Origin of the sequence: Rubellimicrobium mesophilum DSM 19309 (assembly GCF_000600335.2) — a bacterium.
GTDB lineage: Bacteria > Pseudomonadota > Alphaproteobacteria > Rhodobacterales > Rhodobacteraceae > Rubellimicrobium > Rubellimicrobium mesophilum.
Window position 1 is genome coordinate 49655 of the sequence record NZ_KK088604.1, and the last position, 22624, is coordinate 72278.

Annotated in this window: 20 protein-coding genes, 1 other RNA gene and 2 pseudogenes; 6 read left to right on the forward strand and 17 right to left on the reverse strand. The window is 71.5% G+C overall.

Annotation, left to right across the window (positions count from 1 at the left end; all coding sequences use genetic code 11):
* Positions 1–521 precede the first annotated feature (521 nt).
* Together RUMESO_RS18620 and metG are read left to right on the forward strand one after the other, a co-directional pair.
* Positions 522–1265 carry an SDR family NAD(P)-dependent oxidoreductase gene (locus RUMESO_RS18620; RefSeq protein WP_037282250.1) on the forward strand — a complete coding sequence of 248 codons (744 nt, stop codon included), beginning with the start codon at positions 522–524 and terminating at the stop codon, positions 1263–1265.
* An 84-nt stretch (positions 1266–1349) separates the two neighbouring features.
* A complete protein-coding gene (metG, locus tag RUMESO_RS18625; RefSeq protein ID WP_037282255.1) occupies positions 1350–3068 on the forward strand; it encodes a methionine--tRNA ligase in 1719 nt (572 codons plus the stop codon).
* A 31-nt stretch (positions 3069–3099) separates the two neighbouring features.
* Here the strand turns inward: metG and RUMESO_RS18630 are convergent, their stop codons facing one another.
* From RUMESO_RS18630 to RUMESO_RS18645, 3 genes are all read right to left on the reverse strand, one after another.
* Positions 3100–4044, reverse strand: a complete 945-nt coding sequence (locus tag RUMESO_RS18630) for a cation diffusion facilitator family transporter (RefSeq protein WP_037282257.1) — start codon at positions 4042–4044, stop codon at positions 3100–3102.
* A 665-nt stretch (positions 4045–4709) separates the two neighbouring features.
* Positions 4710–5942 (reverse strand): AI-2E family transporter, encoded by a 1233-nt coding sequence (locus RUMESO_RS18640; protein ID WP_037282263.1) that lies wholly within the window; start codon positions 5940–5942, stop codon positions 4710–4712.
* 60 nt (positions 5943–6002) lie between these two features.
* Positions 6003–6629 carry a ribonuclease T2 family protein gene (locus tag RUMESO_RS18645; protein WP_037282265.1) on the reverse strand — a complete coding sequence of 209 codons (627 nt, stop codon included), beginning with the start codon at positions 6627–6629 and terminating at the stop codon, positions 6003–6005.
* A 129-nt stretch (positions 6630–6758) separates the two neighbouring features.
* Here RUMESO_RS18645 and RUMESO_RS18650 point away from each other — a divergent pair, with 129 nt between their 5' ends.
* A complete protein-coding gene (locus RUMESO_RS18650) occupies positions 6759–7535 on the forward strand; it encodes a DUF1013 domain-containing protein (RefSeq protein WP_037282267.1) in 777 nt (258 codons plus the stop codon).
* Positions 7536–7589: 54 nt separating this feature from the next.
* Here RUMESO_RS18650 and recR read toward each other — a convergent pair.
* The 6 genes and pseudogenes from recR to ffs all read right to left on the reverse strand — a co-directional run bounded on the left by recR (position 7590) and on the right by ffs (position 12798).
* Positions 7590–8182, reverse strand: a pseudogene (recR, locus tag RUMESO_RS24505) (recombination mediator RecR).
* Positions 8182–8526, reverse strand: coding sequence for a YbaB/EbfC family nucleoid-associated protein (locus RUMESO_RS18655; RefSeq protein ID WP_037282269.1), 345 nt, complete (start codon positions 8524–8526; stop codon positions 8182–8184). Before RUMESO_RS18655 ends, recR begins: the two are co-directional and overlap by 1 nt.
* Before the next feature lie 61 nt (positions 8527–8587).
* On the reverse strand, positions 8588–10336 hold the full coding sequence (locus tag RUMESO_RS18660; protein ID WP_245639337.1) for a DNA polymerase III subunit gamma/tau: 1749 nt from the start codon (positions 10334–10336) through the stop codon (positions 8588–8590).
* Positions 10337–10395: 59 nt separating this feature from the next.
* On the reverse strand, positions 10396–11472 hold the full coding sequence (locus RUMESO_RS18665; RefSeq protein WP_037282272.1) for a flavodoxin family protein: 1077 nt from the start codon (positions 11470–11472) through the stop codon (positions 10396–10398).
* Between the two features lie 57 nt (positions 11473–11529).
* Positions 11530–12558 carry a ribosome small subunit-dependent GTPase A gene (gene rsgA, locus RUMESO_RS18670; RefSeq protein WP_037282274.1) on the reverse strand — a complete coding sequence of 343 codons (1029 nt, stop codon included), beginning with the start codon at positions 12556–12558 and terminating at the stop codon, positions 11530–11532.
* Between the two features lie 142 nt (positions 12559–12700).
* Positions 12701–12798: signal recognition particle sRNA small type (gene ffs / locus RUMESO_RS24510), an RNA gene on the reverse strand.
* Positions 12799–12896: 98 nt separating this feature from the next.
* Here ffs and RUMESO_RS18675 point away from each other — a divergent pair.
* The gene (locus tag RUMESO_RS18675) at positions 12897–14270 is read left to right on the forward strand and encodes a M24 family metallopeptidase (protein WP_037282276.1); all 1374 of its coding nucleotides are present in this window, start codon (positions 12897–12899) and stop codon (positions 14268–14270) included.
* A gap of 169 nt (positions 14271–14439) precedes the next feature.
* Here the strand turns inward: RUMESO_RS18675 and RUMESO_RS18680 are convergent, their stop codons facing one another.
* Together RUMESO_RS18680 and RUMESO_RS18685 are read right to left on the reverse strand one after the other, a co-directional pair.
* Complete coding sequence (locus RUMESO_RS18680; protein WP_037282277.1) at positions 14440–14697, reverse strand: hypothetical protein; 258 nt, start codon at positions 14695–14697, stop codon at positions 14440–14442.
* 198 nt (positions 14698–14895) lie between these two features.
* Positions 14896–15372 carry an Lrp/AsnC family transcriptional regulator gene (locus tag RUMESO_RS18685; RefSeq protein ID WP_037282279.1) on the reverse strand — a complete coding sequence of 159 codons (477 nt, stop codon included), beginning with the start codon at positions 15370–15372 and terminating at the stop codon, positions 14896–14898.
* Between the two features lie 124 nt (positions 15373–15496).
* Between RUMESO_RS18685 and ald the strand changes: the two genes are divergently transcribed.
* Positions 15497–16615, forward strand: coding sequence for an alanine dehydrogenase (ald, locus tag RUMESO_RS18690; RefSeq protein ID WP_037282281.1), 1119 nt, complete (start codon positions 15497–15499; stop codon positions 16613–16615).
* A 195-nt stretch (positions 16616–16810) separates the two neighbouring features.
* Here ald and mscL read toward each other — a convergent pair whose 3' ends face one another.
* On the reverse strand, positions 16811–17293 hold the full coding sequence (gene mscL, locus RUMESO_RS18695; RefSeq protein WP_037282283.1) for a large conductance mechanosensitive channel protein MscL: 483 nt from the start codon (positions 17291–17293) through the stop codon (positions 16811–16813).
* 129 nt (positions 17294–17422) lie between these two features.
* On the opposite strand from mscL, the gene RUMESO_RS18700 reads away from it, so the two are divergent.
* On the forward strand, positions 17423–18118 hold the full coding sequence (locus tag RUMESO_RS18700; protein WP_037282286.1) for a glutathione S-transferase family protein: 696 nt from the start codon (positions 17423–17425) through the stop codon (positions 18116–18118).
* 119 nt (positions 18119–18237) lie between these two features.
* Here the strand turns inward: RUMESO_RS18700 and pheT are convergent, their stop codons facing one another.
* The 5 genes and pseudogenes from pheT to RUMESO_RS18725 form a co-directional block, all read right to left on the reverse strand.
* Positions 18238–20634 (reverse strand): phenylalanine--tRNA ligase subunit beta, encoded by a 2397-nt coding sequence (gene pheT / locus RUMESO_RS18705; protein WP_037282289.1) that lies wholly within the window; start codon positions 20632–20634, stop codon positions 18238–18240.
* Between the two features lie 88 nt (positions 20635–20722).
* Positions 20723–21244 carry an anthrone oxygenase family protein gene (locus RUMESO_RS18710; RefSeq protein WP_051521489.1) on the reverse strand — a complete coding sequence of 174 codons (522 nt, stop codon included), beginning with the start codon at positions 21242–21244 and terminating at the stop codon, positions 20723–20725.
* Between the two features lie 66 nt (positions 21245–21310).
* Positions 21311–21775: a hemerythrin domain-containing protein gene (locus RUMESO_RS25355; protein ID WP_037282291.1), complete on the reverse strand. Its 465-nt coding sequence runs from the start codon at positions 21773–21775 to the stop codon at positions 21311–21313.
* A gap of 109 nt (positions 21776–21884) precedes the next feature.
* Positions 21885–22216: pseudogene (locus RUMESO_RS18720) on the reverse strand (DUF167 family protein).
* A 157-nt stretch (positions 22217–22373) separates the two neighbouring features.
* Complete coding sequence (locus tag RUMESO_RS18725; protein WP_037282293.1) at positions 22374–22610, reverse strand: DUF6582 domain-containing protein; 237 nt, start codon at positions 22608–22610, stop codon at positions 22374–22376.
* Positions 22611–22624 lie beyond the last annotated feature (14 nt).

The window sequence follows — 22624 nt, forward strand, 5'->3', positions numbered from 1 at the left end:
GCGTCCCCCGATGCGGCTGGGCGGCATGGACGACGAACGGATTGCACAGGTAGACCGTGCCGGCTTCGCCCAGGGCCAGGGCCTCCTCGCAGCCGCCCGAGGAGGCGAAGCCGCGTCCAGCCCTCGGGCCGGTCCGGCGACAGCCCCATCGCCGCCCAGAGCTCGGCCCTGCACTCGCCCGCCAGCTCGCGCCCGAAGGCGCCGTCGAGGCGAACGAAGCCCTGCTCGATGAAATGCTCGACCTCGGCCCCGGTCAGGCCTTCGGATCCTATGCCCGTCATGCCATGGTCTCCCGCCGGCCCCCGCGCCGCGCCCGAGGCCCTCCCATCCGACCCGATGCCCTCGGCGCCGCCGGGCCAAGGACCGTTCAGACCAGCAGGACGAAGGTGGACGGGGCGATCACGACGCGCGACCTAGCCGCCGACCCGGGTCCGGCAAGGGTGCGGAGATTGATCCAGGACAAGGAACCTCCGCCCCCTCGGGGCCTATCCAAGTCCCAGCCACAACAGAGGACAGTTCCCATGCCGCACGATTTCTCGGGCCAGACCGCCATCGTCACCGGCGCCGCCTCCGGGATCGGCCTCGCCATCGCGCGCGACCTCGCCGCGCAGGGCGCCCGCGTGGTCTTCAGCGACCTCAAGGAGGACAGCCTCGCCAGGGCCGTCCAGGGCCTCGACGGCGCGCTGACCCACGTCACCGACGTGGCCGACGCCGCCCAGGTCGAGGCGCTCGTGAACTTCGCCGTGGAGCGGACGGGCGGCCTGCATTTGATGGTCAACAACGCCGGCATCGGCGGCCCGGCGGCCGTCGTGGGCGAATACCCCGTGGACGGCTGGCGCAAGGTCATCGACATCAACCTGAACGGCGTCTTCCACGGGATGCGCTACGCCCTCCCCGCCATCGAGAGGTCCGGCGGCGGCGCCATCGTCAACATCGCCTCGATCCTGGGCTCCGTGGGCTTCGCCCAGTCCGCGGCCTATGTCGCGGCCAAGCACGGCGTCGTCGGCCTCACCAAGTCCGCCGCCCTCGAATACGGCACGCGCGGCGTCCGCATCAACGCGGTGGGCCCCGGCTTCATCAGGACGCCGCTCCTCGACCAGAACCTCGACCAGCCAACGATGGACTACCTGGCCTCCATCCACGCGATGAAGCGCATGGGCACTGCCGAGGAGGTCTCGGCCCTCACCTGCTTCCTCCTCTCCAAGGAGGCGAGCTTCATCACCGGCAGCTACCACCTCGTCGACGGCGGCTACACCGCGCAGTGATGCGCGCAAGGCGCGCGAGCCAGTGACGGTCTGGCGGAGCCCGGACGGGCTCGCTACATGGGGGGCGCATCCGAAAGGCCCCCCATGGCACGCCACCTCATCACCTCCGCCATCCCCTACATCAACGGCATCAAGCACCTCGGCAACCTCGTCGGCAGCCAGCTCCCCGCTGACCTCTACGCCCGCTACCTGCGCGGGCGCGGCCACGAGGTGCTCTTCCTCTGCGCCACCGACGAGCACGGCACCCCCGCCGAACTGGCGGCGGCAAAGACCGGCGAGCCCGTGGCCGAGTACTGCGCCCGGATGTACGGGGTCCAGGCCGAGCTGGCGAAGGGCTTCCGCCTGAGCTTCGACCACTTCGGCCGCTCCTCCTCGCCCCAGAACCACCGCCTGACCCAGCACTTCGCGGGCCAGCTCGACCGCGCCGGCCTCATCGCCGAGGTCTTCGAGCATCAGGTCTACTCCCACGCCGACGGCCGCTTCCTCCCCGACCGCTACGTCGAGGGGACCTGCCCCAACTGCGGCTACCCCAAGGCACGCGGCGACCAGTGCGAGAACTGCACCAAGCAGCTCGACCCCACCGACCTGATCGAGCCCCGCTCCGCCATCTCCGGCAGCACGGACCTCGAGATCCGCGAGACCAAGCACCTCCACCTCCGCCAGTCCGCCATGAGGGACCGGCTCCTCCAGTGGATCGACTCCAAGACCGACTGGCCCGTCCTCACCACCTCCATCGCGAAGAAGTGGCTCCTCGACGGCGAGGGGCTCCAGGACCGGGGCATCACCCGCGACCTCGACTGGGGCATCCCGGTCCGCAAGGGCGACCAGCCCTGGCCCGGCATGGAGGGCAAGGTCTTCTACGTCTGGTTCGACGCCCCCATCGAATACATCGCCTGCGCGGGGGAATGGGCCGAGGCCAACGGCAGGACCCAGGCCGACTGGGAACGCTGGTGGCGCACCGAGCGCGGCGCGGCCGACGTCCGCTACACGCAGTTCATGGGCAAGGACAACGTGCCCTTCCACACCCTCTCCTTCCCCGTGACCATCATGGGGAGCGGGGAGGACTGGAAGCTCGTGGACTACATCAAGTCCTTCAACTACCTGAACTACGACGGCGGCCAGTTCTCCACCTCGCAGGGCCGAGGCGTCTTCATGGACCAGGCGCTCTCGATCCTCCCCGCCGACTACTGGCGCTGGTGGCTCCTCTCCCACGCGCCCGAGTCCTCCGACTCCGAGTTCACCTGGGAGAACTTCCAGGCCAGCGTGAACAAGGACCTCGCCGACGTCCTCGGCAACTTCGTCTCCCGCATCACCAAGTTCTGCCGCTCCAAGTTCGGCGAGACGATCCCAGAAGGCGGCCAATACGGCGAGCGCGAGCGCGCCCTCCTCGACGAATTGGACCAGCGGGTGCGCGCCTACGAGATGGCCCTCGACGCCATCGAGGTCCGCAAGGCCTCGCAGGAGCTCCGCGCCATCTGGGTCCTCGGCAACGAATACCTGCAATCCGCCGCGCCCTGGAGCACCTTCAAGGCCGACCCCGAGCAGGCCGCGATGCAGACCCGCCTCGGCCTCAACCTGATCCGCCTCTACGCGATCCTGTCCCGCCCCTTCATCCCCGACGCGAGCCAGCAGATGATGGATGCGCTTCACTCCACCGACTGGACCTGGCCCGACGACGTCGAGGCCACCCTCGCCGCGCTCCCCCCGGGCGCCCCTTTCACCGTCCCCGAGGTGACCTTCCGCAAGATCACCGACGAGGAGCGCGCCGACTGGCAGCAGCGCTTCGCCGGCATCCGCACCTGACCCCGCGCGGGGGGCGCCGCACCGGCGCCCCTCACCCCACCATCGCGCCCACCCGATCCATCCCCTCCTTCTCCGGCCGGATGTAGATCGACGACAGCTCCGGCATCTCCCCCCGCAGCCGCTCCTCCAGCGCCTCGATCAGCGCCTCGCCCTCCCCCATCGTCATCGCGTCCTCGAAGTCCACGCTCGCCGCGACGAAGACCCGGTCGGGCGCGGTGTGGATCGTGCGGACATGGTTCACCGCCGTTACCCGCGCCTCGGCCCGCAGCAGCGCCGCCACCCGCGCGATCACCGCCTCGTCGGCGGGCTCCCCGATCAGCAGGCCCTTGGCCTCGCGCGCGACCAGCGCCGCCACCACCGCGAGCACCCCGCCGATCAGGATCGACGCCGCCCCGTCGAGGCGCGGCTCCTCCAGCCGGTGGCTGAGCCAGATGCCGAGCGCCGCGATCGCGATCCCCGTCAGCGCCGCCGAATCCTCCAGGAGGACCACCACCGTCGAGGGGTCCTTGGAGCGCCGCACCGCCTGCCACCAACTCCGCCCGCCCCTGGTCCGGCCGAGGTTGCGGACCGCGATCGTCCAGGAGGCACCTTCGAACAGGAAGGCCAGCCCCAGCACCACGTAGGCGACCCTGGGGTCCGTCAGCTCCTCCGGCTCCCGGATGTGCTGCCAGCCCTCGTAGGCCGAGAGCCCCGCCCCCAGCCCGAAGATCAGGATCGCCACCACGAAGCTCCAGAAGTAGAGCTCCCGCCCGTAGCCGAAGGGATGCGAGCGGTCCGGCGGCCGCTCCGACCGGTGCTCGCCCCAGAGGAGGAGCAGCTCGTTGACGCTGTCCACCGCCGAGTGGATGCCCTCCGACAGCATCGAGGAGGAGCCGGTCATCCCGGCCGCGACGAACTTCGCCACGGCGATGGCCATGTTGGCCGCCAGCGCGCCGTAGATCACGATCCGGGACGAGCCGACCCGCGCCTCCGCCATCCGCCTCTCCTCTCGCCCCCGCCGCTCCCGGCCCGGTAGGGTATAGCGCCCGCCGGCGCGCGGCCCATGCGGAGCACGCTCCCCGAAGACCGCCAGGCGCCGGTTGCGCTTCGTCGCGCCTCCCGCCCGGAGCGACCTTTTCCCGTCTCCGCAGGGTGGGGTTCCGCCCCGCCAGGCAACCACTCGACGGGTGCGGCCGTCGATGGTGGGGATGGAACCCCATCCTGCGAATCACCCCCCGTGCCCTTTCCGCCACGCCCAAGCGCCGCGTCCGGGGGCCACGCAACGCCCGTTGCCGTGACGGATCGTTAACCTCTCTCCGGCATCCTGATTCGCAACCGCCCCCCTCTCCCGGATGCCGCCCCATGATCGCCTACACCGCCGCCGAACAGGCCCTCCTCGACGCCCCCCTGCCCAGCCCGCACCTGCCCAACCGCCTCGCCCAGTGCTACCGCGTCCGGCCCCGCCCCCAGGACCTCCCCTTCGGGCAGCGCCGCGTCGCCGACCCCCGGCGCGAGGCCGAGATCGCCCGATCCTTCATCCAGCGCCTCTCCCACGAGGAGGACGGCTACGTCTTCCCCGACCACCCCGAGCGCCCGCCGGTGCCCAGGCTCCTGCGCCGCATCTACCCCGAATACGCCGCCGAGGACGACGCCCGCGCCGCCTCACTCCGGCCGCGTGACCTCGTCGAGCCCGCGCATGGTGGTCCTGTCGGTGAGCAGCAGCGCCCAGGGCCGCAGCGCCGGGACATGGGCCCCGAAGACCACCAGGGCCGTGGTCACCGGCACGGCGAGCAGCGCCCCGGGGATGCCCCAGATCCAGCCCCAGACCGCCAGCGACACCAGCACCATGAGCGGCGAGAGCGCGACCGTGCGGCTCTGGAGCCGCGGCGTGACGAGGTTGCCCATGACCTGCTCGATCACCAGGATGCCCGCGCCCACGCCGACGGCGGGGCCGACCCCCTGCGTCAGCAGCGTGAAGGCCACGGGCAGCGTCCCTCCCACGAGCGATCCCAGCGTCGGGATGAAGTTCAGCAGGAAGATCATCGGCACCCAGACGATCCTAAGGTCCACGCCCCAGAAGGTCAGCCAGCCGAAGTAGAGCGTCGCGCTGATCGCCCCCAGCATGGCCTGCGACAGGACGTAGGCGCGCACCTTGCCGGAGACGACCTCGGCCGACTCGTTGAACCGCCATTCGGTGCGCGGCCGGGTGATGCTGCGCAGCTTCTCGCGCCAGTCGTCGCTCTCCGCGAGGATCAGGAGCGTGAAGAAGAACACCAGCACGAGCCCCGCCACGAGGCCCATCGCCCCGTTCAGGATCGCCGTCGCCGCCCCCGCCGCGGCGCCGGTGGCGCGGCTCCCCAGGCTCCGCAGCAGCTCCTCGGGCGAATCCGGCAGCAGGGTGCCGAGCCCTCCCTCCGTGCCGCCGCCCTCCGCCGCGCCCTGCCCGGCCCCCGCGACCGCTCCGGCCTCGGCGCCCTCGGCGACGGCGCTCCCGGTCCCGTCGTCCCCCTGCGCCTCCTGGCCCTGGAGGGTGTCGAGGATCGGCCCGGCCTGGCTCGCGAACTCGCCCACGACGCGCTGCGCCGCGAACCAGATGCCGCCGAAGAAGATCACCAGCACCAGGAGGAGCACGCCCATGGCCGCCACGAGGCCCAGCCACTTGAGGGGCTTCGGCATCCGCGCCCGCACCCAGTCCCGCACCGGCATGATAGCGAGCGAGATGAGCACCGCCGCCACCAGCGGCACGGTGATGGAGCCCGTGGCGCGCAGGGCCCAGCCCAGCAGGATCACCGCCACGACGATGAGGAGCCCGGTCCTGAGGTCCGGCACCGTCCCCGGGGCGGGCGCCTCGACCGGCGCCTGTGTCGTGCGGCCCGCGATGTCCTCCGGCGCCATGCCCACCCCCGTCCGCTGAGCCGTCGCGGCTCAACCGGCGGGGGCCGGGACGGTTCCGCCTCAGGGGATCGGTTCGATCACCGCGTCGGGCCGGGTGCAGTCGCGGCCTGCGTCCTCGCCGCAGGCCCGGGGCGTCAGGCCGTCGCGGTCGAGGCAGATGCGCACCTCCTGGAGGCGGTCGCCCTGGCAGGTCACCGTGACCCCGTCGCGGGTCAGGCCCGGGTTGCTGCGCAGGAACGCCTCCTCCACCGCCCGGGCCGGGACCTCCTCGGTCTCCCTGATCCGCGCGAAGCCGGGCGGGATCGCGACGCTCCCGTAGGCCTCCCGCGCGAGGTCGAAGTAGTCCTCGGGCGAGAGTCCCGAGCAGGTGCCGTGCACGTTCCACTCGTGCCAGGCGAGGCCGCCGGAGCCCATGATGTCCGCCATGGCCGCCGTCTCGCGGCGCGAGGGGTCCCTGAACTCGCCCCGGCAGTCCTCGGGCCAGCCCACCTCGTACTGCGGCCAGAGTCCGTGCAGGATCCAGCCGTAGCCGGCCCCCGGCTCGCACTGCGCGTCGCCCGGATCGCCCTCGGTGGCGCACCAGGTGGGCGACCACGAGAGCGACAGGACATAGTAGTCGAAGTCCCCCGCCTCCTGCGCGAGGGCCGGCGTGGCAAGGGTCAGGGCCAGGGCCAGGGCGGCGTGCATCGTGGCTTTCCTTCCGTGTCGCATCCGACTATATACCGGCCCGAGTTCCCCGACAGCGCGAACCGGCCTTCCCCTGGAAGGCGCCCCCTGGCGGGGCCCCGGGGGAGATATGACCAACGAGGTGTCTCGATGACCGACAAACCGCTCATGGCCCGCGCCACCGCCGTCTGGCTCGTGGACAACACGACGCTGAACTTCAAGCAGATCGGCGACTTCTGCGGCCTGCACGAGCTCGAGGTCCAGGGCATCGCCGACGGCGAGGTGGCGCAGGGCGTGAAGGGCTTCGACCCCATCGCCAACAACCAGCTCACCCAGGAGGAGATCCGCAAGGGCGAGGCCGACGCGGGCTACCGCCTGCGGCTCAAGTTCAACCCCGCCTCGGTGGGCGAGGAGAAGCGCCGCGGCCCCCGCTACACGCCTCTCTCCAAGCGCCAGGACCGCCCCGCCGCGATCTACTGGCTGGTCAAGTTCCACCCGGAGCTGTCGGACGGCCAGATCGCCAAGCTCGTCGGCACCACCAAGCCCACGATCCAGACCATCCGCGAGCGGACCCACTGGAACATCGGCAACATCGACCCGGTGGACCCGGTGGCGCTCGGCCTCTGCAAGCAGACCGAGCTGGACTCGGCGATCCAGAAGGCCAACGAGAAGAAGGCCCGCGAGGGCGGCGTCATGTCCGACGACGAGCGGCGCAAGCTCGTCTCGACGCAGGTCTCGCTTTCGATGGCGCCCGAGCCCCGGATGCCGGCGGCAATCTCGGGCCTCGAGACCTTCTCGCTCAACGACACCCGTGACCCGCGCGGCGAGGAGGAGGAGCACGACGAGGCGCTTCCGGACATCCGCGACGCGGACAGCTTCTTCAACCTGCCGGGCGATGACGACGAGGACGACGACTCCCGCCGCTGAGGAGCCTCCTCAGGTGCGCATCCCGACACGTGCGAAGCGGTTTCGGGATGCGCCTCAAAGCGCGCGGCGCGCCCGCAGCGCCGCTCCGATCGTCCCCTCGTCGAGGTAGTCGAGCTCGCCCCCACAGGCACGCCCTGGGCGAGCGTCGTCACCGTCACCCCCTTGAGGTGGTCGGCGATGTAATGGGCCGTCGTCTGGCCATCCACGGTGGCGCCGAGCGCGAGGATCACTTCCGAGACGCCCTCGTCCTTGACCCGATCGGCAAGCTTGGGGATGCGCAGCTCCTCCGGCCCGATGGAGTCGAGCGCCGACAGCGTCCCGCCGAGGACATGGTAGCGGCCCTTGAAGGCGCCGGTGCGCTCCATGGCCCAGAGGTCCTCGACGTCCTCGACCACGCAGATCTGGCCGTTCCGCCGCCGCTCGTCCTCGCAGATGGGGCAAAGGTCGTGCTGGCCGATGTTGCCGCAGTTCACGCATTCGCGGACCGTGGTCCCGACCTCGCGCATGGCATCGGCGAGCGGCAGGAGCAGCGTCCCGCGCTTCTTCACCAGATGGAGCACGGCACGGCGCGCGGAGCGGGGGCCGAGGCCCGGCAAGCGGGCCATCAGCGCGATCAGGCCCTCGATGTCGGCGGGGGCGTCGGCCATCAGAGACCGGGCATCATGCCCGGGGGCAGGCCCAGCCCCTCGGTGACCTTGCGCATCTCGTCGTTCATGCGCTCCGCCCCTTTCCCCTGCGCGTCCTTGACGGCAGCGAGGATCAGGTCCTCGACCATCTCGCGGTCCTCCTCGCGGAAGATCGAGGGGTCGATGGAGAGGGCCTTGAGGTCGCCCTTGGCGGTGGCCGTCACCTTGACGAGGCCGCCCCCGGCCTGGCCCTCGACGGTGATGGTGTCGAGGCTGGCCTGCATCTCGGCCACCTTGCCCTGCATCTCCTGGGCGGCCTTCATCATCCGGGCCATGTCGCCCAGGTTCCCGAGCCCCTTCAGCATCGCGCGTCCTTTCGGTTGATCCCTGGGGAGATATTCATGCGGCGCGAGGGGGGCAAGGGCGTCAGCCCTCCTCGAAGGGGTCCCACTCGTCCGGCACCTCGGGGAGCGCCTCGGCTTGCGCCGCCTGGGCCTTCTCCTCGCGGGACTGGACCTTGAGCTTCGCTCCGGGGAAGGCGCCGAGGGCGGCCTGCACGAGGGGATGAGAGAGGGCCTCGGCCTCCAGAGCGGAGGCTTGGGCGGCCTCGGCCTCGCGGATCGTGGGGGCACCGCCCTCGGCCACCACGGAGACGGCCCAGCGGGTGCCGGTCCAGGCCTGCAGGCGCTGGCCGAGGCGCTGGGGGAGGTCGGGCGCGGCCATGGGGGCCAGCTCGAACTCGATGCGGCCGGGCTGGTAGCGGGCGAGGCGGATGCCAGTCTCGACCGCCATCAGGAGGCCGATGTCGCGCTGGTCGCGGATGAGCTGCACCACGTCCTCGAAGCGCGCGAAGCGGTCGAGGGGGTGGGGCTGCGAGGCCGGCAGGGTGGCCGGGCCGCCCATCGGGAGACCGGAGACGGCGCGCGAGGCCTGCGGGACTGGTGCGCGAGGCGCGGCGGCCGGGGCCGAGGGGGCCATCGCGGCGCCGTTCGCACGACCGTTCTGCAGGGTTCGGACCAGTTCCTCCGGGCTCGGCAGGTCGGCCACATGGGTCAGCCGGATCACCGCCATCTCGGCGGCCATCATGGCGTTGGGGGCGACGGCCACCTCCTCCAGCGCCTTGAGGAGCATCTGCCAGAACCGCGCCAGGACCCGCATCGGGATCGCCTGCCCCATGGCTTGGCCACGTGCGCGTTCGTCGGGAGAGAGCGTCGGATCGTCGGCCGCACCGGGCGAGACCTTGAGGACCGAGACCCAGTGGGCGATCTCGGCGAGGTCGCGGAGCACCATCACCGGGTCGGCACCGTCGGCGTACTGGGCACCCAGCTCCTCCAAGGCCCCGGCGGCGTCGCCCTTCAGGATCAGGTCGAAGAGGTCGAGCACCCGCCCCCGGTCGGCGAGGCCCAGCATGGACCGGACCTGCTCGGCGGTGGCGACGCCTCCTCCGGCGATGGCCTGGTCGAGGAGCGAGGTCGCGTCGCGGGCCGACCCCTCGGCGGCGCGGGCGATCAGGGCCAGCGCGCCGTCCTCGATCTCCGCACCCTCGGCACTCGCGATCTTGCGGAGGAGGTTCATCATCACCTCCGGCTCGATGCGGCGGAGGTCGAAGCGCTGGCAGCGCGACAGAACCGTGACCGGGACCTTGCGGATCTCGGTGGTGGCGAAGATGAACTTCACGTGCTCGGGCGGCTCCTCCAGCGTCTTCAACAGGGCGTTGAAGGCGTTGGTGGAGAGCATGTGCACTTCGTCGATGATGTAGACCTTGTAGCGCGCCTCGGCGGCCCGGTAGCGGACCGAGTCGATGATCTCGCGGATGTCGCCCACGCCGGTGCGGGAGGCGGCGTCCATCTCCAGCACGTCGACGTGGCGGCCCTCGCTGATCGCGCGGCAATGCACGCAGACGCCGCAGGGATCGGTCGTCGGCCCGCCGGTGCCGTCCGGGCCGATGCAGTTGAGGCCCTTGGCGATGATGCGCGCGGTCGTGGTCTTCCCGGTGCCCCGGATGCCGGTCAGGATGAAGGCCTGCGCGATCCGTCCCGCCGCGAAGGCGTTCCGCAACGTGCGAACCATCGCCTCCTGCCCGACGAGGTCGGCGAAGGTCTCGGGCCGGTACTTGCGGGCGAGGACGCGGTAGGAGGTCTCGGGCGCGGGGTCGGGGATCAGGTCGGCGGGCAAGGACAGGCTCCGGGGAGGGAACGTCCCAACCTAGGCACTCCCCCCCGAAGGGGCAACGCTCACTTCTGCCGGGGCGGGGTCAGGCTCGCATCCGTGGGAGCGAGGTGCCCGGAGCGCCACGCCGCGACCGCCGAAAGGAGCGTACGGGCGGCGTTCCTCACCTCCTCCTGGATGGCGGTGTCGCGGTCCAGCGCGTCGTGGCTGGTGGCGTAGGGCTCCCAGTAGCCGATGTAGCGGTCCATCTCGGCCATGCCCCCGGCGGGGCGCAGCTCCATGAAGCGGAGCCAGTCCGAAAGCGCGCGGCGGACGCCGGTGGCGCCCTCCACGTCGCCATGGACCACGACCGAGAAGAGCCGGTCCTTCAGGTGCCGCGGATACGGCCAGCCGTCCAGCTCCAGCTTCTTCGCCTTGGCGGCGTCCTTGCCGTGGGTGGCGGAGGGGTCCGGGTTGCCGCCGTCGGCGCAGACCATCCGGTCGATCATCAGCTTGAGGGGCGAGCTCGCCTGATACCAGTGGACCGGCGAGACGATCAGGATGCCGTGGGCCGCGACCCACATGGGGAAGATCTCGTTCATCCAGTCCTGCGCCTGGCCGAGGCTGTAGTTCGGGTAGCAGGAGCAGGGCCAGTGGCAGAGCGCGGCGGCGGTGGAGAAGCACCCCTTGCAGGGGTGGATGTGCCGCCCGTATTCCGAGGCGAGGCGCGAGAGGTCGAGAACCTCGACCTCGGCCTTCGCCTCCACCAGCACCTCGCGGGCGACCTCCACGAGGCGCCAGCTCTTGGACATCTCGCCGGGGCAGGTGTGCTCGGAGCGGGTGGAGCCGTTGACGATCAGTATGCGCGACGGAAGCGACGCGTCCTCGTGCCGGGCCCGCGCCGCCTCGATGGCCTCCTTGGCGGCGATCCAGTCCACGGCGAGGTCGTAGTCGGGATCGGCGTAGCCGGGGCCTGCCTTGCGGGTGCGGGGGCTCTTGTTGCCGGCGTCGTATTCCTGCCACGCGGCCTCGGCGAGGCGGTCGAGCTCGGCCCCGAGGCCGTCGAAGGAGGGGCCCGGGAACTGGGCGCGGAACCGCGCGACGAAGGCCGCGCGGTCGATATGGGCGTCGGGCATCCCCTTGCGGGGCTTGGGCGCGAACATGAGGACCTCCGCTTCCGGGCCTGCGGGCACAAGCCGGAAGCGGAGCGGAGGGTTCCCTCAGGTGCCGGGGCCCCGCCGCTTCCATTGGGATCGCTCCATGCCCGCCCGGGTCGCCTTGGCCCAGGCGCGGGTGCGGGCGTGGCGCTCGTGCAGCGACTCGGTATGGAAGCGGTCCTCGCGCTCGAGCTTCTGGTAGCGGTGGAGCCGATCGGCCTCCAGGTCCCCCGCCGCGATGGCGGCCTGGACGGCGCAGCCGGGCTCGCCCTCATGCGCGCAGTCGCGGAAGCGGCAGCCTCGGGCCAGATCCTCGATGTCGGCGAAGACGGCCGAGATGCCCTCCGCCGCCTCCAGCATCCCCAGCTCGCGCATCCCGGGCGTGTCGATGAGGCAGCCGCCCGCCACGGTGGGCCGAAGGCTCCGGGCGGTGGTCGTGTGCCGCCCCTTGGCGTCGTCCTCGCGGATGCCCTGGGTGAGGGCCTCCGTCCCGGTGAGCCCGTTCTGGAGCGTGGTCTTGCCGACGCCGGAGGAGCCGACGAGGGCGAGGGTCTGCCCCGCCGCGACCCATGGGTGGAGGCGCGCCACCTCCTCCGGATCGAGCGCGTTCAGGGCCAGCGCCGTGACGAGCGGCGAGAGGCGGCGTGCCTCGCGCAGGTAGCGCTCGGGGTCCCCCGCCTGGTCGGCCTTGGTCAGGATCACGAGGGGGAGGCATCCGGCGCTCAGGGCCACCGCGAGGTAGCGCTCGAGCCGCGCCGCCGAGAAGTCGGCGTTGCAGGAGGTGACGATGCCCAGAGTGTCCACGTTCGCGGCGAGGAGCTGCCTCTCGGAGCTGTCGCCCGCGACCTTGCGGGAGAGCTCGGTCAATGGGTCGAGCCGCCGGACGGCGCGGGTGCCGTCGTGGAGCAGCCAGTCGCCCACCGCGAAGCGTCCCGTCCCCTCGGGGGCGAGAAGGCGGAGCCCGCCGGGCAGGACGGTCAGGTGGCTCCTCTGCACCTCGGCCACGCGGGCGGGCGAAAGGGGTTCGCCAGGGGTGACCTGGCGGGCGAAATGGGGGGTCCAGCCCAGGCTGGACAGATCGGTGTCGATCAAGATGAGGGTCCCGGAACGAAGGAAGGTTCACGCGGGAGGACCCGCGCGCGGCTTCGCATCGGGCAGCGGAGGCCTTTAGCGGCGTCCGGCCCGGAGGGTGACGGCAATCTCCATCTTCGCCCTCCCTGTTCCAGGGGTCCTACGGTGAGAGGCTGGACACGACCCAGACGGGTCTCGTTGCGGCTGCTTCCTTCCGGACCTGACCGGGTTGGCGAGGCGCCTGCCCGCGCCAACCTCTCGGGCCCGCATATAGGCCCGCCCGGCCCTTCACGCAAGGACGTTGCCAGGGACACCCCTGACAGGGCAGCATCGCAGCGAGCCATGGCCCGAGGAGCCCCATGCCCCGTCTCATCGAGATCGACTGGCCCGACCACGGGATGCCGGACCTGCCCCCTGCCCTTTCCCTCGCCGAGCTCGACGCGCGGCTCGACCTCGTGCGGGCCGGCATGGAGGCGCGGGGCTTCGGGACGCTCGTCGTCTATGGCGACCGGGAGCACGCGGCGAACCTCCACTGGCTCACCGGCTTCGACCCGCGCTTCGAGGAGGCGCTGCTGGTCGTCACGCCCGGCGCGGCGCAGCTCCTCGTGGGCAACGAGTGCCTGCCCTATGCCGATATCTCGCCCCTGGTGGCCGCAGGGCGGATCGCCGCGCATCTGGTGCCGTCGCTGTCGCTGATCTCGCAGCCGCGCCGGGGGATGCGGCTGCGCGAGGCCATCGAGCGGTTCGTCCCGATGGGCGGCCGGATCGGCGCGGCGGGGTGGAAGTACTGGGGGCCGGAGGAGGTGGACAACCCGGCCACCGCGCTCGACCTCCCCTCCGTGCTGGCGGACCTCCTGCGGACCCGGGGGCGCGTGGAGAACGCGGGCGAGATGTTCATGCACCCCGGCCACGGGCTGCGCTGCACCGTGGATGCCGCCGAGATCGCGCGGCTCGAGTTCGCGAACGCGGTGGCGGCTCGGGCCGTGCGGCGGATGGCCTTCGCGCTGCGCGAGGGAATGACCGACTTCGAGGCGGTGGAGGAGGCGCGCCTCCCCGGGCTGCCGCTCTCCTGCCACGTCACCTTCGCCACCGGCGCCCGCGCCCATCAGGGGATGTCGAGCCCGACGGGGGAGGTGCTGCGGCGGGGGTCGCCGGCCAGCTTCAACGTCGCGCCGCAGGGCGCCAACATCTGCCGGGCGGGCTGGGTCGCCACGAGCGAGGCCGACCTGCCGGAGGGGGCGCGGGACACGCTGGGCGCCTTCGTGGGACCCTACTTCGAGGCCATGTCGGACTGGTGCGGCCTCATGCGGCCGGGCGTCGGCGGCGGGCAGGTCTGGGAGCACATGATGAACCGCCTGCCCCCGGACCTCTTCGGCGTGACGCTGAACCCGGGGCACCTGATCGGGATGGACGAGTGGATATCCTCCCCCGTCTTCCGCGACTCCGACCTTCCGCTGAGGTCGGGTATGGCGATGCAGATGGACGTGATCCCGGGGCATCCCGTTCACGCCACCACCCGGCTCGAGGACGGCTACGTGATCGCCGACGAGGCGCTGCGCGCCGACCTCGCCGCGCGGTTCCCGGAGGTCGCCGGTCGCTGCGAGGCGCGGGCGGGGTTCATGCGCGGGACGCTCGGCATGGACGTGCCGGAGACCCTGCTGCCGCTCGCCGACACCTGCGGGATCCTGGCGCCGTTCCTGCTGGCGCCCCGCCGGGTGCTGACGCTCGGCTGAGAGGCGAGGCGCCCCACGCGCCAGGCACGTGTTTCGCCTCCCTGATCGGGCTTCGTCTCGCGCCGGCCGGGACGGGGTGTCGAGGACCATGACCAGAGCGCCAGGGAGCGCGGGTGCGGGATCGCAGGCTACGGGGGCGACCTCGTGCCGTCGAGCGGAGCTCCTCCCCTCAGGGCCCCTGAGCCCCGCCCTGGTCGCCGCCAGTGGCGACGGCCTGCTCGGACGGGTGCAGCAGGAAGGTGATGTCGGAGATGTGCGAGTTGCCCAGCTCGGCCCCGACCCCGGCCGAGACGTCCTTGGCGCCTTCCGCGACGTGGAGGACGACCAGAACCGCCAGCCCGATCATGGCGCCGGCCAGGGCGACCCAATCTATGGCCACGCCGCCGTCCTCGTCCCTCAGGAGCCGCGCAAGACACGCGCCGAACATGATCCGCCCTTTTGGCCGCCGAACCGTTTTGAGGCAGCCTCTCGGGCACGAATGTGTCAGCACATGGGCATTCGGGGCCGGAGCCGGCGGATCGGCAAGGACCCGCCGCCGCTCGCAGCGGCTCTGGGCCCCGAGGCGGCCGTCCCGTTCGCTTGCCGTAGGGTCCGCTTGGGCCTGGCCGGCGACGGGCCTCCGACGTCATACCGGCAGGGCCGTCGTCTGGCGCACGGTGCGGAGCGCGAAGCTCGACTGGATCTGCGCAACGCCGGGGATGGTGGCGAGGCTCCGGCGGTGGATTCGGGCGAAATCCTCGGTGTCGAGCGCCGCCACCTTGAGGAGGTAGTCGGCCGAGCCCGACATGAGGTGGCATTCCAGCACCTCCGGGATGCGGGCGACCGCCTTCTCGAACGAGTCGAGCACCTCGTCCGCCTGGCCCTGGAGCGTGACCTCCACGAAGACCGTCGTCGTCCGGCCGAGTTTGCGGGGGTCGAGCAGCGCCACGTAGCCTGCGATGTAGCCGTCCTCCTCCAGCCGCTGGACGCGCCTGTGGCTGGCAGAGGGCGAGAGGCCCACCCGCTCCGAGAGGTCCTGGTTCGAGAGTCGACCCTGCTTCTGGAGGGTCTCGAGGATGCGGCGGTCTATGGCGTCGAGCTTGGCGGCAGAGGAAGAGGACACAAGAATCTCCGGAAAACGGGCCCTTGAAGCGGATTTTCTGTATCGTGGGGCTACTTAGCAAGGCGATCTTGCCACCCGCTTGCATCAAAACGGCGCGAGGATCGCGGCAAAGGGAGGATACATCATGCGCATCGGCTGCCCCAAGGAGATCAAGCCCCAGGAGTTCCGGGTGGGCCTCACGCCCCATGCGGCGCGTGAGGCCATGTCGCGCGGCCACGAGGTCGTCGTCGAGGCGGGCGCCGGGCTGGGCGCGGGCTTCTCGGACGCGGACTACGTGGCACATGGGGCGCGCATCGCGGACACCGCCGAGGAGGTCTTCGCGACTGCCGACCTGATCGTGAAGGTCAAGGAGCCGCAGGCCGCCGAGCGCAAGCGCCTGCGCGAGGGTCAGGTGCTGTTCACCTACCTCCACCTCGCGCCCGACCCGGAGCAGGCCAAGGACCTCATGGAATCGGGGGCAACCTGCGTCGCCTACGAGACTGTTACGGACGCGCGGGGCGGGCTGCCGCTGCTCGCGCCCATGTCCGAGGTTGCCGGCCGGCTCGCGCCGCAGGTGGGCGCCTGGACGCTGCAGAAGGCCAATGGCGGGCGCGGGGTGCTGCTGGGCGGCGTGCCCGGCGTGCGGCCGGCGCGGGTCGTCATCATCGGCGGTGGCGTGGTCGGCACGGCCGCGGCCCGCGTCGCGGTCGGCATGGGGGCCAACGTCACCGTGCTCGACCGCTCGCTGCCGCGGCTCAGCTATCTCGACGACATCTTCATGGGCAAGCTCACCACCCAGTTCTCCAGCGAGGGGGCCATCGCCGAGCTGCTGCCGACGGCGGACCTCGTGATCGGCGCGGTGCTGATCCCCGGGGCGGCGGCGCCCAAGCTCGTGAGCCGCGCGCAACTCGGCCAGATGCTCCCCGGCGCGGCGCTGGTGGACGTGGCCATCGACCAGGGCGGCTGCTTCGAGACCTCGCGGGCGACCACCCACCAGGACCCGATCTACGAGGTGGACGGGATCATGCACTACTGCGTGGCCAACATGCCGGGCGCGGTGGCGCGGACCTCCACCCAGGCGCTGGGCAACGCCACCCTGCCCTTCCTCCTCGCGCTCGCGGACAAGGGCTGGAAGCGGGCGCTGGCCGAGGACGCGCACCTGAAGAACGGGCTCAACGTCCATGCCGGGCGCATCGCCCATCCGGCGGTGGCCGAGGCGCTGGGGCTGCCGCTCCTCCAGCCCGAGACGGCGCTGGCCGCCTGAGGACGCCCAGGCGGCCCCTCCCCGTCGCAGGGGAGGACGGCGTGGGGCGCAATGACGGGCAAGGTCGGCAAGGCAGGCAGGCTCCGGGTTGATTCGCCCCGAGTCTGCCAGTCGCCGGTTAACGGTTTCCTACACGAACGCGCGGTGCGAATTCTCCCGCGCAACGCCCTGCGCGCCACAGGGCGGGTGATTCGCTCATTCGGCCGGCATCGTGGGCGAGGCCGCGTTCGCGGGCGGCACGTTGGAGTTGCCGGAGGCGAGGATGTTGCGGATGTCGGTCAGCAGCTCCTCCTGCGTCGGGCCCTTGGGCGCCGAGGGGACCTCCTCGCCCTTGCGCATCGCGCGGTCCTTGATGCTGTTCACGGCCTTGACCAGCAGGAACACCACGAAGGCGATGATGAGGAAGTTGATGATCGCCGTGATGAAGGAGCCGTAGGCGAAGACCGCTGCGCCCGAGTCCTTGGCCGTCTGCAGGCCCGCCCCTTCGGGCACGGTGCCGGACATGACGTAGTAGAGGTTGGAGAAGTCCACCCCGCCGATGATGAGCCCGATGATCGGGTTGATGATGTCGGCCACGAGGCTGTTGACGATGGCGGTGAAGGCCGCGCCGATGATGATCCCCACGGCGAGGTCCATCACGTTGCCCTTGGCGATGAAGTCGCGGAACTCTTTGATCATGTGCCTCTCCTCTTGACGCTCACGTCAAGCGGACAGTGCAAGGCTGCTGTTCGATTTTCCACAGTTTTCTACCGGCACGGGTAGGATTAGCTCCGCTCCGACGACGATGACGCATGAAGGAGCGCCGCGATGGCCGACCTGTCCGCCTTCCCGATCACGGCCAAGTGGCCGGTGGAGGACCCCACCAAGATCCAGCTCTTCTCCTATCCCACGCCGAACGGGCAGAAGGTCTCGTGCCTCCTGGAGGAGACGGGCCTGCCCTACGAGGCGCACCGGGTGACGCTGGAGGACGCGAACGTCCGCTCGCCCGAGTTCCTGTCGCTCAACCCCAACAACAAGATCCCCGCGATCATCGACCCCGACGGGCCGGGGGGCGAGCCCATCGGCCTCTTCGAGAGCGGGGCGATCCTGATCTACCTCGCCGAGAAATCCGGGAAGTTCCTCGGGCGGACGCCGGCCGAGCGTTACAAGGTCATCCAGTGGGTGATGTTCCAGATGGGCGGCGTGGGGCCGATGTTCGGGCAGATGGGCTTCTTCGTGCGCTACGCGGGCCGCGCGATCGAGGATCCCCGCCCCCGCGACCGCTACGTGAACGAGGCGAAGCGGCTGCTGAACGTGCTGGAGGGGCAGCTCGAGGGGAAGGAGTGGATCGCGGGCGACTACTCCATCGCCGACATGGCGATCTGCCCCTGGCTGAACGGGATCGACGGCTATGGGGCGAAGGGGCTGGTCGACTGGGACGGGCTGAGGAACGTGCCGGCCTACCTGGACCGGTTCAACGCCCGGCCGGCGGCGCAGGCGGCGAGGAACATCCCGCCGAGGTGAGGCACCGTAGGGCGGGCTTCGGCCCGCCACGCGACCTCGGCCATGGCGCGCACATGGATGGCGGAGCGTGGCGGGCCGAAGCCCGCCCTACGCCCTTTCCATCCCGATGCGATAGCGCCCTATGTCCGCAGAGTCGCCCCCGTGGCCTTCGACACCTTGTCGATGACCTTGGCGCTGATGGCCTCGATCTCCTTCTCGGTCAGCGTCGCCTCGCGGGGCTGGAGGCGGACTGTGAGGGCGAGGGACTTCTTGCCCTCGGGCAGGCTGCCGCCCTGGAAGGCGTCGAAGACGCGGACCTCGGAGATCAGCGCCTTGTCGGCCCCCTGCGCGGCCTGGACGAGGGCCTGCGCCTCGACGCCGGCGTCCACCACGAAGGCGAAGTCGCGCTCGACCGCCTGGAGGTCGCTGGCCTCGAGCCTCGGGCGGGTGCGCCCGGTCGCGCGCGGCAGCGGCACCGCGTCGGGCCAGAGGGTGAAGGCCACGGCAGGGCCCTTCACGTCCATCGCCTTGAGGACGCGGGGGTGCAGCTCGCCGAACTCGGCCAGCACCGTCTTGGGGCCGAGCGTGACGACGCCGTGCCGCCCGGGATGCCACCACGGGGCGCCGTCGCGGCGCATCTGGAGCTTCTGGGGCGCGCCGAGGGTGGAAAGCAGCGCCTCGAGGTCGGCCTTGGCGTCGAAGACGTCGTAGGGCCGGGCGGGGCCATGGACGCCCTTGGACTGCGCGCGGCCGACGAGGAGGCCCGCGACCTCGGTCCGCTGCTCGCCGGGCTCGCCGCCCGAGAAGGTCTCGCTGGCCTCGAAGAGGGCGAGGTCGGCGAAGCCGCGCGCCTGGTTCCTCGCGGCGGCCTTGAGGAGGCCGGGGAGGAGCGAGGGACGCAGGTCGCTCAGGTCCGAGGCGATGGGGTTGCCGATCCGGCGCGCCTCGTCCCCGCCGCCGAAGAGCCGGGCCGAGGCCCCGTCGATGAAGGCGTAGGTGACGAGCTCGTTGTAGCCGAGCGCCGCCGCCATGCGGCGCGCGGCGCCGAGGCGGACCTGGGCGGGGGTGAGGACGGCCTGCGGGACGGCCGGACCCTTGGAGGGGAGCGGCTGGCCCTGGAGCCGGGTCAGCGAGGCGACGCGGGCGACCTCCTCGACGATGTCGGCGTCGCCGCGCACGTCGGGGCGCCAGGAGGGGACCCAGGCCTCGTTGCCCTCCACCCGGAAGCTAAGGGCTTCGAGAATGCGGCGCTGCTCCTCCTCGGGAAGGTCCATGCCGACGAGGGTCCTCAGGCGCGTGGGGTCGAAGCGGTAGGCGCGGGCCGTGTCGGGGACCGCGCCCGCCACGTTGCGATGGCTGGCCTCGCCCCCGGCCTCGCGCAGGATCATCGCCACGGCGCGGTCGAGGCCCTCCTCGGCAAAGGCGGGGTCCACGCCGCGCTCGAAGCGGTAGCGGGCGTCGGAGGTGATCTTCTGGGCGCGGCCCGTGGCGGCGACGCGGATCGGGTCCCAGAGGGCGGATTCGACGAGGACGTTGACCGTCTCCTCGGTCACGCCGGTCTCCTCGCCGCCCATGATGCCGGCGAGGCTCTGCGGGCCGTGGCCGTCGGCGATGACTATCTGGCCAGCGGAAAGCGCGTAGGTCTTGCCGTCGAGCGCAACCAGCGTCTCGCCGTCCTTCGCGGGGCGCACGGTCAGGCCGCCCGCCAGCTTGTCCGCGTCGAAGACGTGGAGCGGGCGGTTCAGGTCGAAGGTGAAGAAGTTGGTGACGTCCACGAGGAAGCTGATCGGACGCAGGCCGATGGCGCGGAGCCTCGCCTGCAGCCACTCGGGCGAGGGGCCGTTCCGGACGCCCCGGATCAGGCGCGTCGCGAAGAGCGGGCAGCCGCCGTCGAGCGCGGGGTCGAGGGTCACGGTCACCGGGCTGTCAAAGGTCCCCTGGACCGAGACCTCGGGCAGCGGCTTCAGCGTCCCGAGCCCCCGCGCGGCGAGGTCGCGCGCAATGCCGCGAAGCCCCAGCGCGTCGGGGCGGTTGGGGGTGATCTTGATCTCGATCACCGGGTCCACGCGGGCGGGGTCGTTCGCGCCCAGCCAGTCCGCGAAGCTCTCGCCCACCTCGCCCGAGGGAAGCTCGATGATGCCGTCGTGCTCCTCGGAGAGCTGGAGCTCGCGCTCGGAGGCCATCATGCCGAAGCTCTCGACGCCCCGGATCTTGCCCACGCCGATGGTCGTGTCGATGCCGGGGACGTAGACGCCGGGCTTGGCGAGGACGACCATGATCCCGGTCCGGGCGTTGGGCGCGCCGCAGACGATCTGCTTCTCGCCGTCGTCGGTCAGGACCCGGCAGACGCGGAGCTTGTCGGCGTTGGGGTGCTGCTGGGCGTCCAGCACCTTGGCGATGGTGAAGGGGCGCAGGGCGGCGGCGGGGTCGTGCAGGTCCTCCACCTCGAGGCCGAGGTCGGTCAGGGCCTCGGCGATCTCCGGCACGGAGGCCGTGGTGTCGAGGTGGTCGCGGAGCCAGGACAGGGTGAGCTTCATGGAGAGGACTTTCGAACGGTCGAAGTCCTTTATGCGCCGCAAGGGTCGAGGACAAGTTCGTGGTCCGTCGGGCGAGGCGACGCCCCGGTCAGACGGACGGCGGACGGCGCGTGGACGGCATCAGGCAGCCCAGCAGGAGCGCGAGGTAGCCCAGGCAGGTCACTGCGGTGCGGATCAGGTGGAGCGTCCACCAGCGGTCGCGCAGGGCCTCCCATCCCGGCGGGGGCGCGTCGGGGCTCCAGCCCATGACGACCGCGTTGATCGGCTGGTTGCCGAAGCGCGTGACCAGGGCCGCGACGACGAAGAGGCCGACCGCCGCGAGGAGCCAGGCCCTGCGGCCACCTCTCTCCATCAGCGCGAGGATGAGCGTCGCCAGGATGGCGACGGCCCCCACGACCGGGAAGAGCACGTTCATGCCCCGGATCGCGTCCTGCTGCATCTCCACGAAGGTGCCGGGGCTCAGGCCCTGGGGCGGGTAGCCGCGCCAGACGGCGAAGGTTCCGCCCGCGACGATGCCGGCCGCCGAGAGGGCGACGACCTTGACGACGAGCGCGAGGGCTTCGTTGCGGCCCGACACCGATGAGGGGATGGGATCGAGGACGTGGGCCATGGCGGGCACCTCCCGATGGACGGAAGGATACCACATCGGGGGCCCTGGAACAACGCGGAGGGACGGTCAGTCCGCCTGCGGATCGCCCTGCGCCAGCTTGAGATAGCGGCCGAGCAGGATCGTCGCCGGGTAGAGCACCTCCTCCTCGGTCCGGGCGTGGAGCACCAGCGCCTCGGCGAAGGCGACGGTGTCGTCGTGGCCCTCGTCACGCGCGGCCGTGGTGAGGTCGCGCAGGGCTGCGACGATCTCCCGGTGCTCGGCCAGCATCCTGGGCAGCTCGGCCTCGAGCCGGTCCGCCATGCCGATGGCCTTGGCGGTGTCCTCGGGCGGGACGTCGCCCCGAAGCAGGGCGGACAGGAGGCCCAGCGGCGGGAGGGCATAGTCCTCCTCGCTGTGGAAATGGGCGTGGAGGCGCTGCGCCACGACGCGCGCGGCCTCTCCCGTGCGGCCACCCTGGGTGATGGCCCGGGAGAGGTCCTGGTGCAGGTGGTCGTGCTCGACCTTCAGGGGTTGCGGGATGGTGAAGCTCATGGGGTCCTCCATGTCGCGGGGGCCGGCCACGCGGGCCGCCCTGCGGGGAAGGATGGGGGAGAAGCGCGGGGGCGACGTTGATCCGCGTCAAACGGGGGCCGCGCGGGGGTCACCTACCCCATAGCCTCTCGACCCGCGCCGCGAGGTCCTCGGGGTCGCCGTCGAGGTGGAGGGTCTTGAGGCGCGCCGTATCGCCGGCGACGAGGGCGACGGCGGACTTCGGCAGGCCGAGGGCCTTCGCGACAAGGACGATCACGGCGGCATTGGCCTTGCCGTTCTCGGGCACGGCGCGGACGCGGAGACGGAGGACGGCGGTGCCATCGGCCAGCGTCTCGGGCCCCTCGATGGCGGTGCGAGGCTCGCGTTCGGGGTGATGCGGAGGCGGAGGCGCAGGCCGGTGGGGTGGAGGTGAAGGGGGCATGACGTCGGGTGGGGTTTCAGCCCACCAATGCCACTGTTGCGTGGTGGGGTGGAAGCCCACCCCACGACGTTGCGGATGTAGGGTGGGTGAAACCCACCCGGCCACGGTTCGTCCGGCGACCGGCCCCGGAGGCGCGCAAGGGCGGGTGGAAACGCGTGGGTCTCACCCACCCTGCGGCTATTTCAGCTCGCGCCAGCTTTGCTCGTGGAGCTCCACGTCGAACTTTCGGGCGGCGGCCTGGATGCGCTTCCAGGCCTCGTCGCGCTCGGCGTCGGTGACGCCCTCGACCTGATTGAAGCGCTGGACGGCGGCGCGGACGTGGTTCGCGTCCTCGATCGGCTCCTTGCGCTGCTTGGGGAAGGCGAACTCGCGGGCGGGGAGAGCGTCGCGTTCCTCGGCGGAGAGATGGGCCATGGGGGGTCCTCCGG

What these genes read in the sequence shown, in the direction of transcription:
- RUMESO_RS18725 (WP_037282293.1), bottom strand. Translation starts at nt 22,610, where the DNA reads ATGGCCCATCTCTCCGCCGAGGAACGCGACGCTCTCCCCGCCCGCGAG.
- pheT (WP_037282289.1), bottom strand. Translation starts at nt 20,634, where the DNA reads ATGAAGCTCACCCTGTCCTGGCTCCGCGACCACCTCGACACCACGGCC.
- RUMESO_RS18645 (WP_037282265.1), bottom strand. Translation starts at nt 6,629, where the DNA reads ATGCACGCCGCCCTGGCCCTGGCCCTGACCCTTGCCACGCCGGCCCTC.
- RUMESO_RS18680 (WP_037282277.1), bottom strand. Translation starts at nt 14,697, where the DNA reads ATGTTCGGCGCGTGTCTTGCGCGGCTCCTGAGGGACGAGGACGGCGGC.
- mscL (WP_037282283.1), bottom strand. Translation starts at nt 17,293, where the DNA reads ATGATCAAAGAGTTCCGCGACTTCATCGCCAAGGGCAACGTGATGGAC.
- RUMESO_RS25355 (WP_037282291.1), bottom strand. Translation starts at nt 21,775, where the DNA reads ATGAGCTTCACCATCCCGCAACCCCTGAAGGTCGAGCACGACCACCTG.
- RUMESO_RS18640 (WP_037282263.1), bottom strand. Translation starts at nt 5,942, where the DNA reads ATGGCGCCGGAGGACATCGCGGGCCGCACGACACAGGCGCCGGTCGAG.
- RUMESO_RS18655 (WP_037282269.1), bottom strand. Translation starts at nt 8,526, where the DNA reads ATGCTGAAGGGGCTCGGGAACCTGGGCGACATGGCCCGGATGATGAAG.
- RUMESO_RS18675 (WP_037282276.1), top strand. Translation starts at nt 12,897, where the DNA reads ATGCCCCGTCTCATCGAGATCGACTGGCCCGACCACGGGATGCCGGAC.
- RUMESO_RS18700 (WP_037282286.1), top strand. Translation starts at nt 17,423, where the DNA reads ATGGCCGACCTGTCCGCCTTCCCGATCACGGCCAAGTGGCCGGTGGAG.
- RUMESO_RS18620 (WP_037282250.1), top strand. Translation starts at nt 522, where the DNA reads ATGCCGCACGATTTCTCGGGCCAGACCGCCATCGTCACCGGCGCCGCC.
- ald (WP_037282281.1), top strand. Translation starts at nt 15,497, where the DNA reads ATGCGCATCGGCTGCCCCAAGGAGATCAAGCCCCAGGAGTTCCGGGTG.
- RUMESO_RS18650 (WP_037282267.1), top strand. Translation starts at nt 6,759, where the DNA reads ATGACCGACAAACCGCTCATGGCCCGCGCCACCGCCGTCTGGCTCGTG.
- RUMESO_RS18665 (WP_037282272.1), bottom strand. Translation starts at nt 11,472, where the DNA reads ATGTTCGCGCCCAAGCCCCGCAAGGGGATGCCCGACGCCCATATCGAC.
- RUMESO_RS18710 (WP_051521489.1), bottom strand. Translation starts at nt 21,244, where the DNA reads ATGGCCCACGTCCTCGATCCCATCCCCTCATCGGTGTCGGGCCGCAAC.
- RUMESO_RS18630 (WP_037282257.1), bottom strand. Translation starts at nt 4,044, where the DNA reads ATGGCGGAGGCGCGGGTCGGCTCGTCCCGGATCGTGATCTACGGCGCG.
- metG (WP_037282255.1), top strand. Translation starts at nt 1,350, where the DNA reads ATGGCACGCCACCTCATCACCTCCGCCATCCCCTACATCAACGGCATC.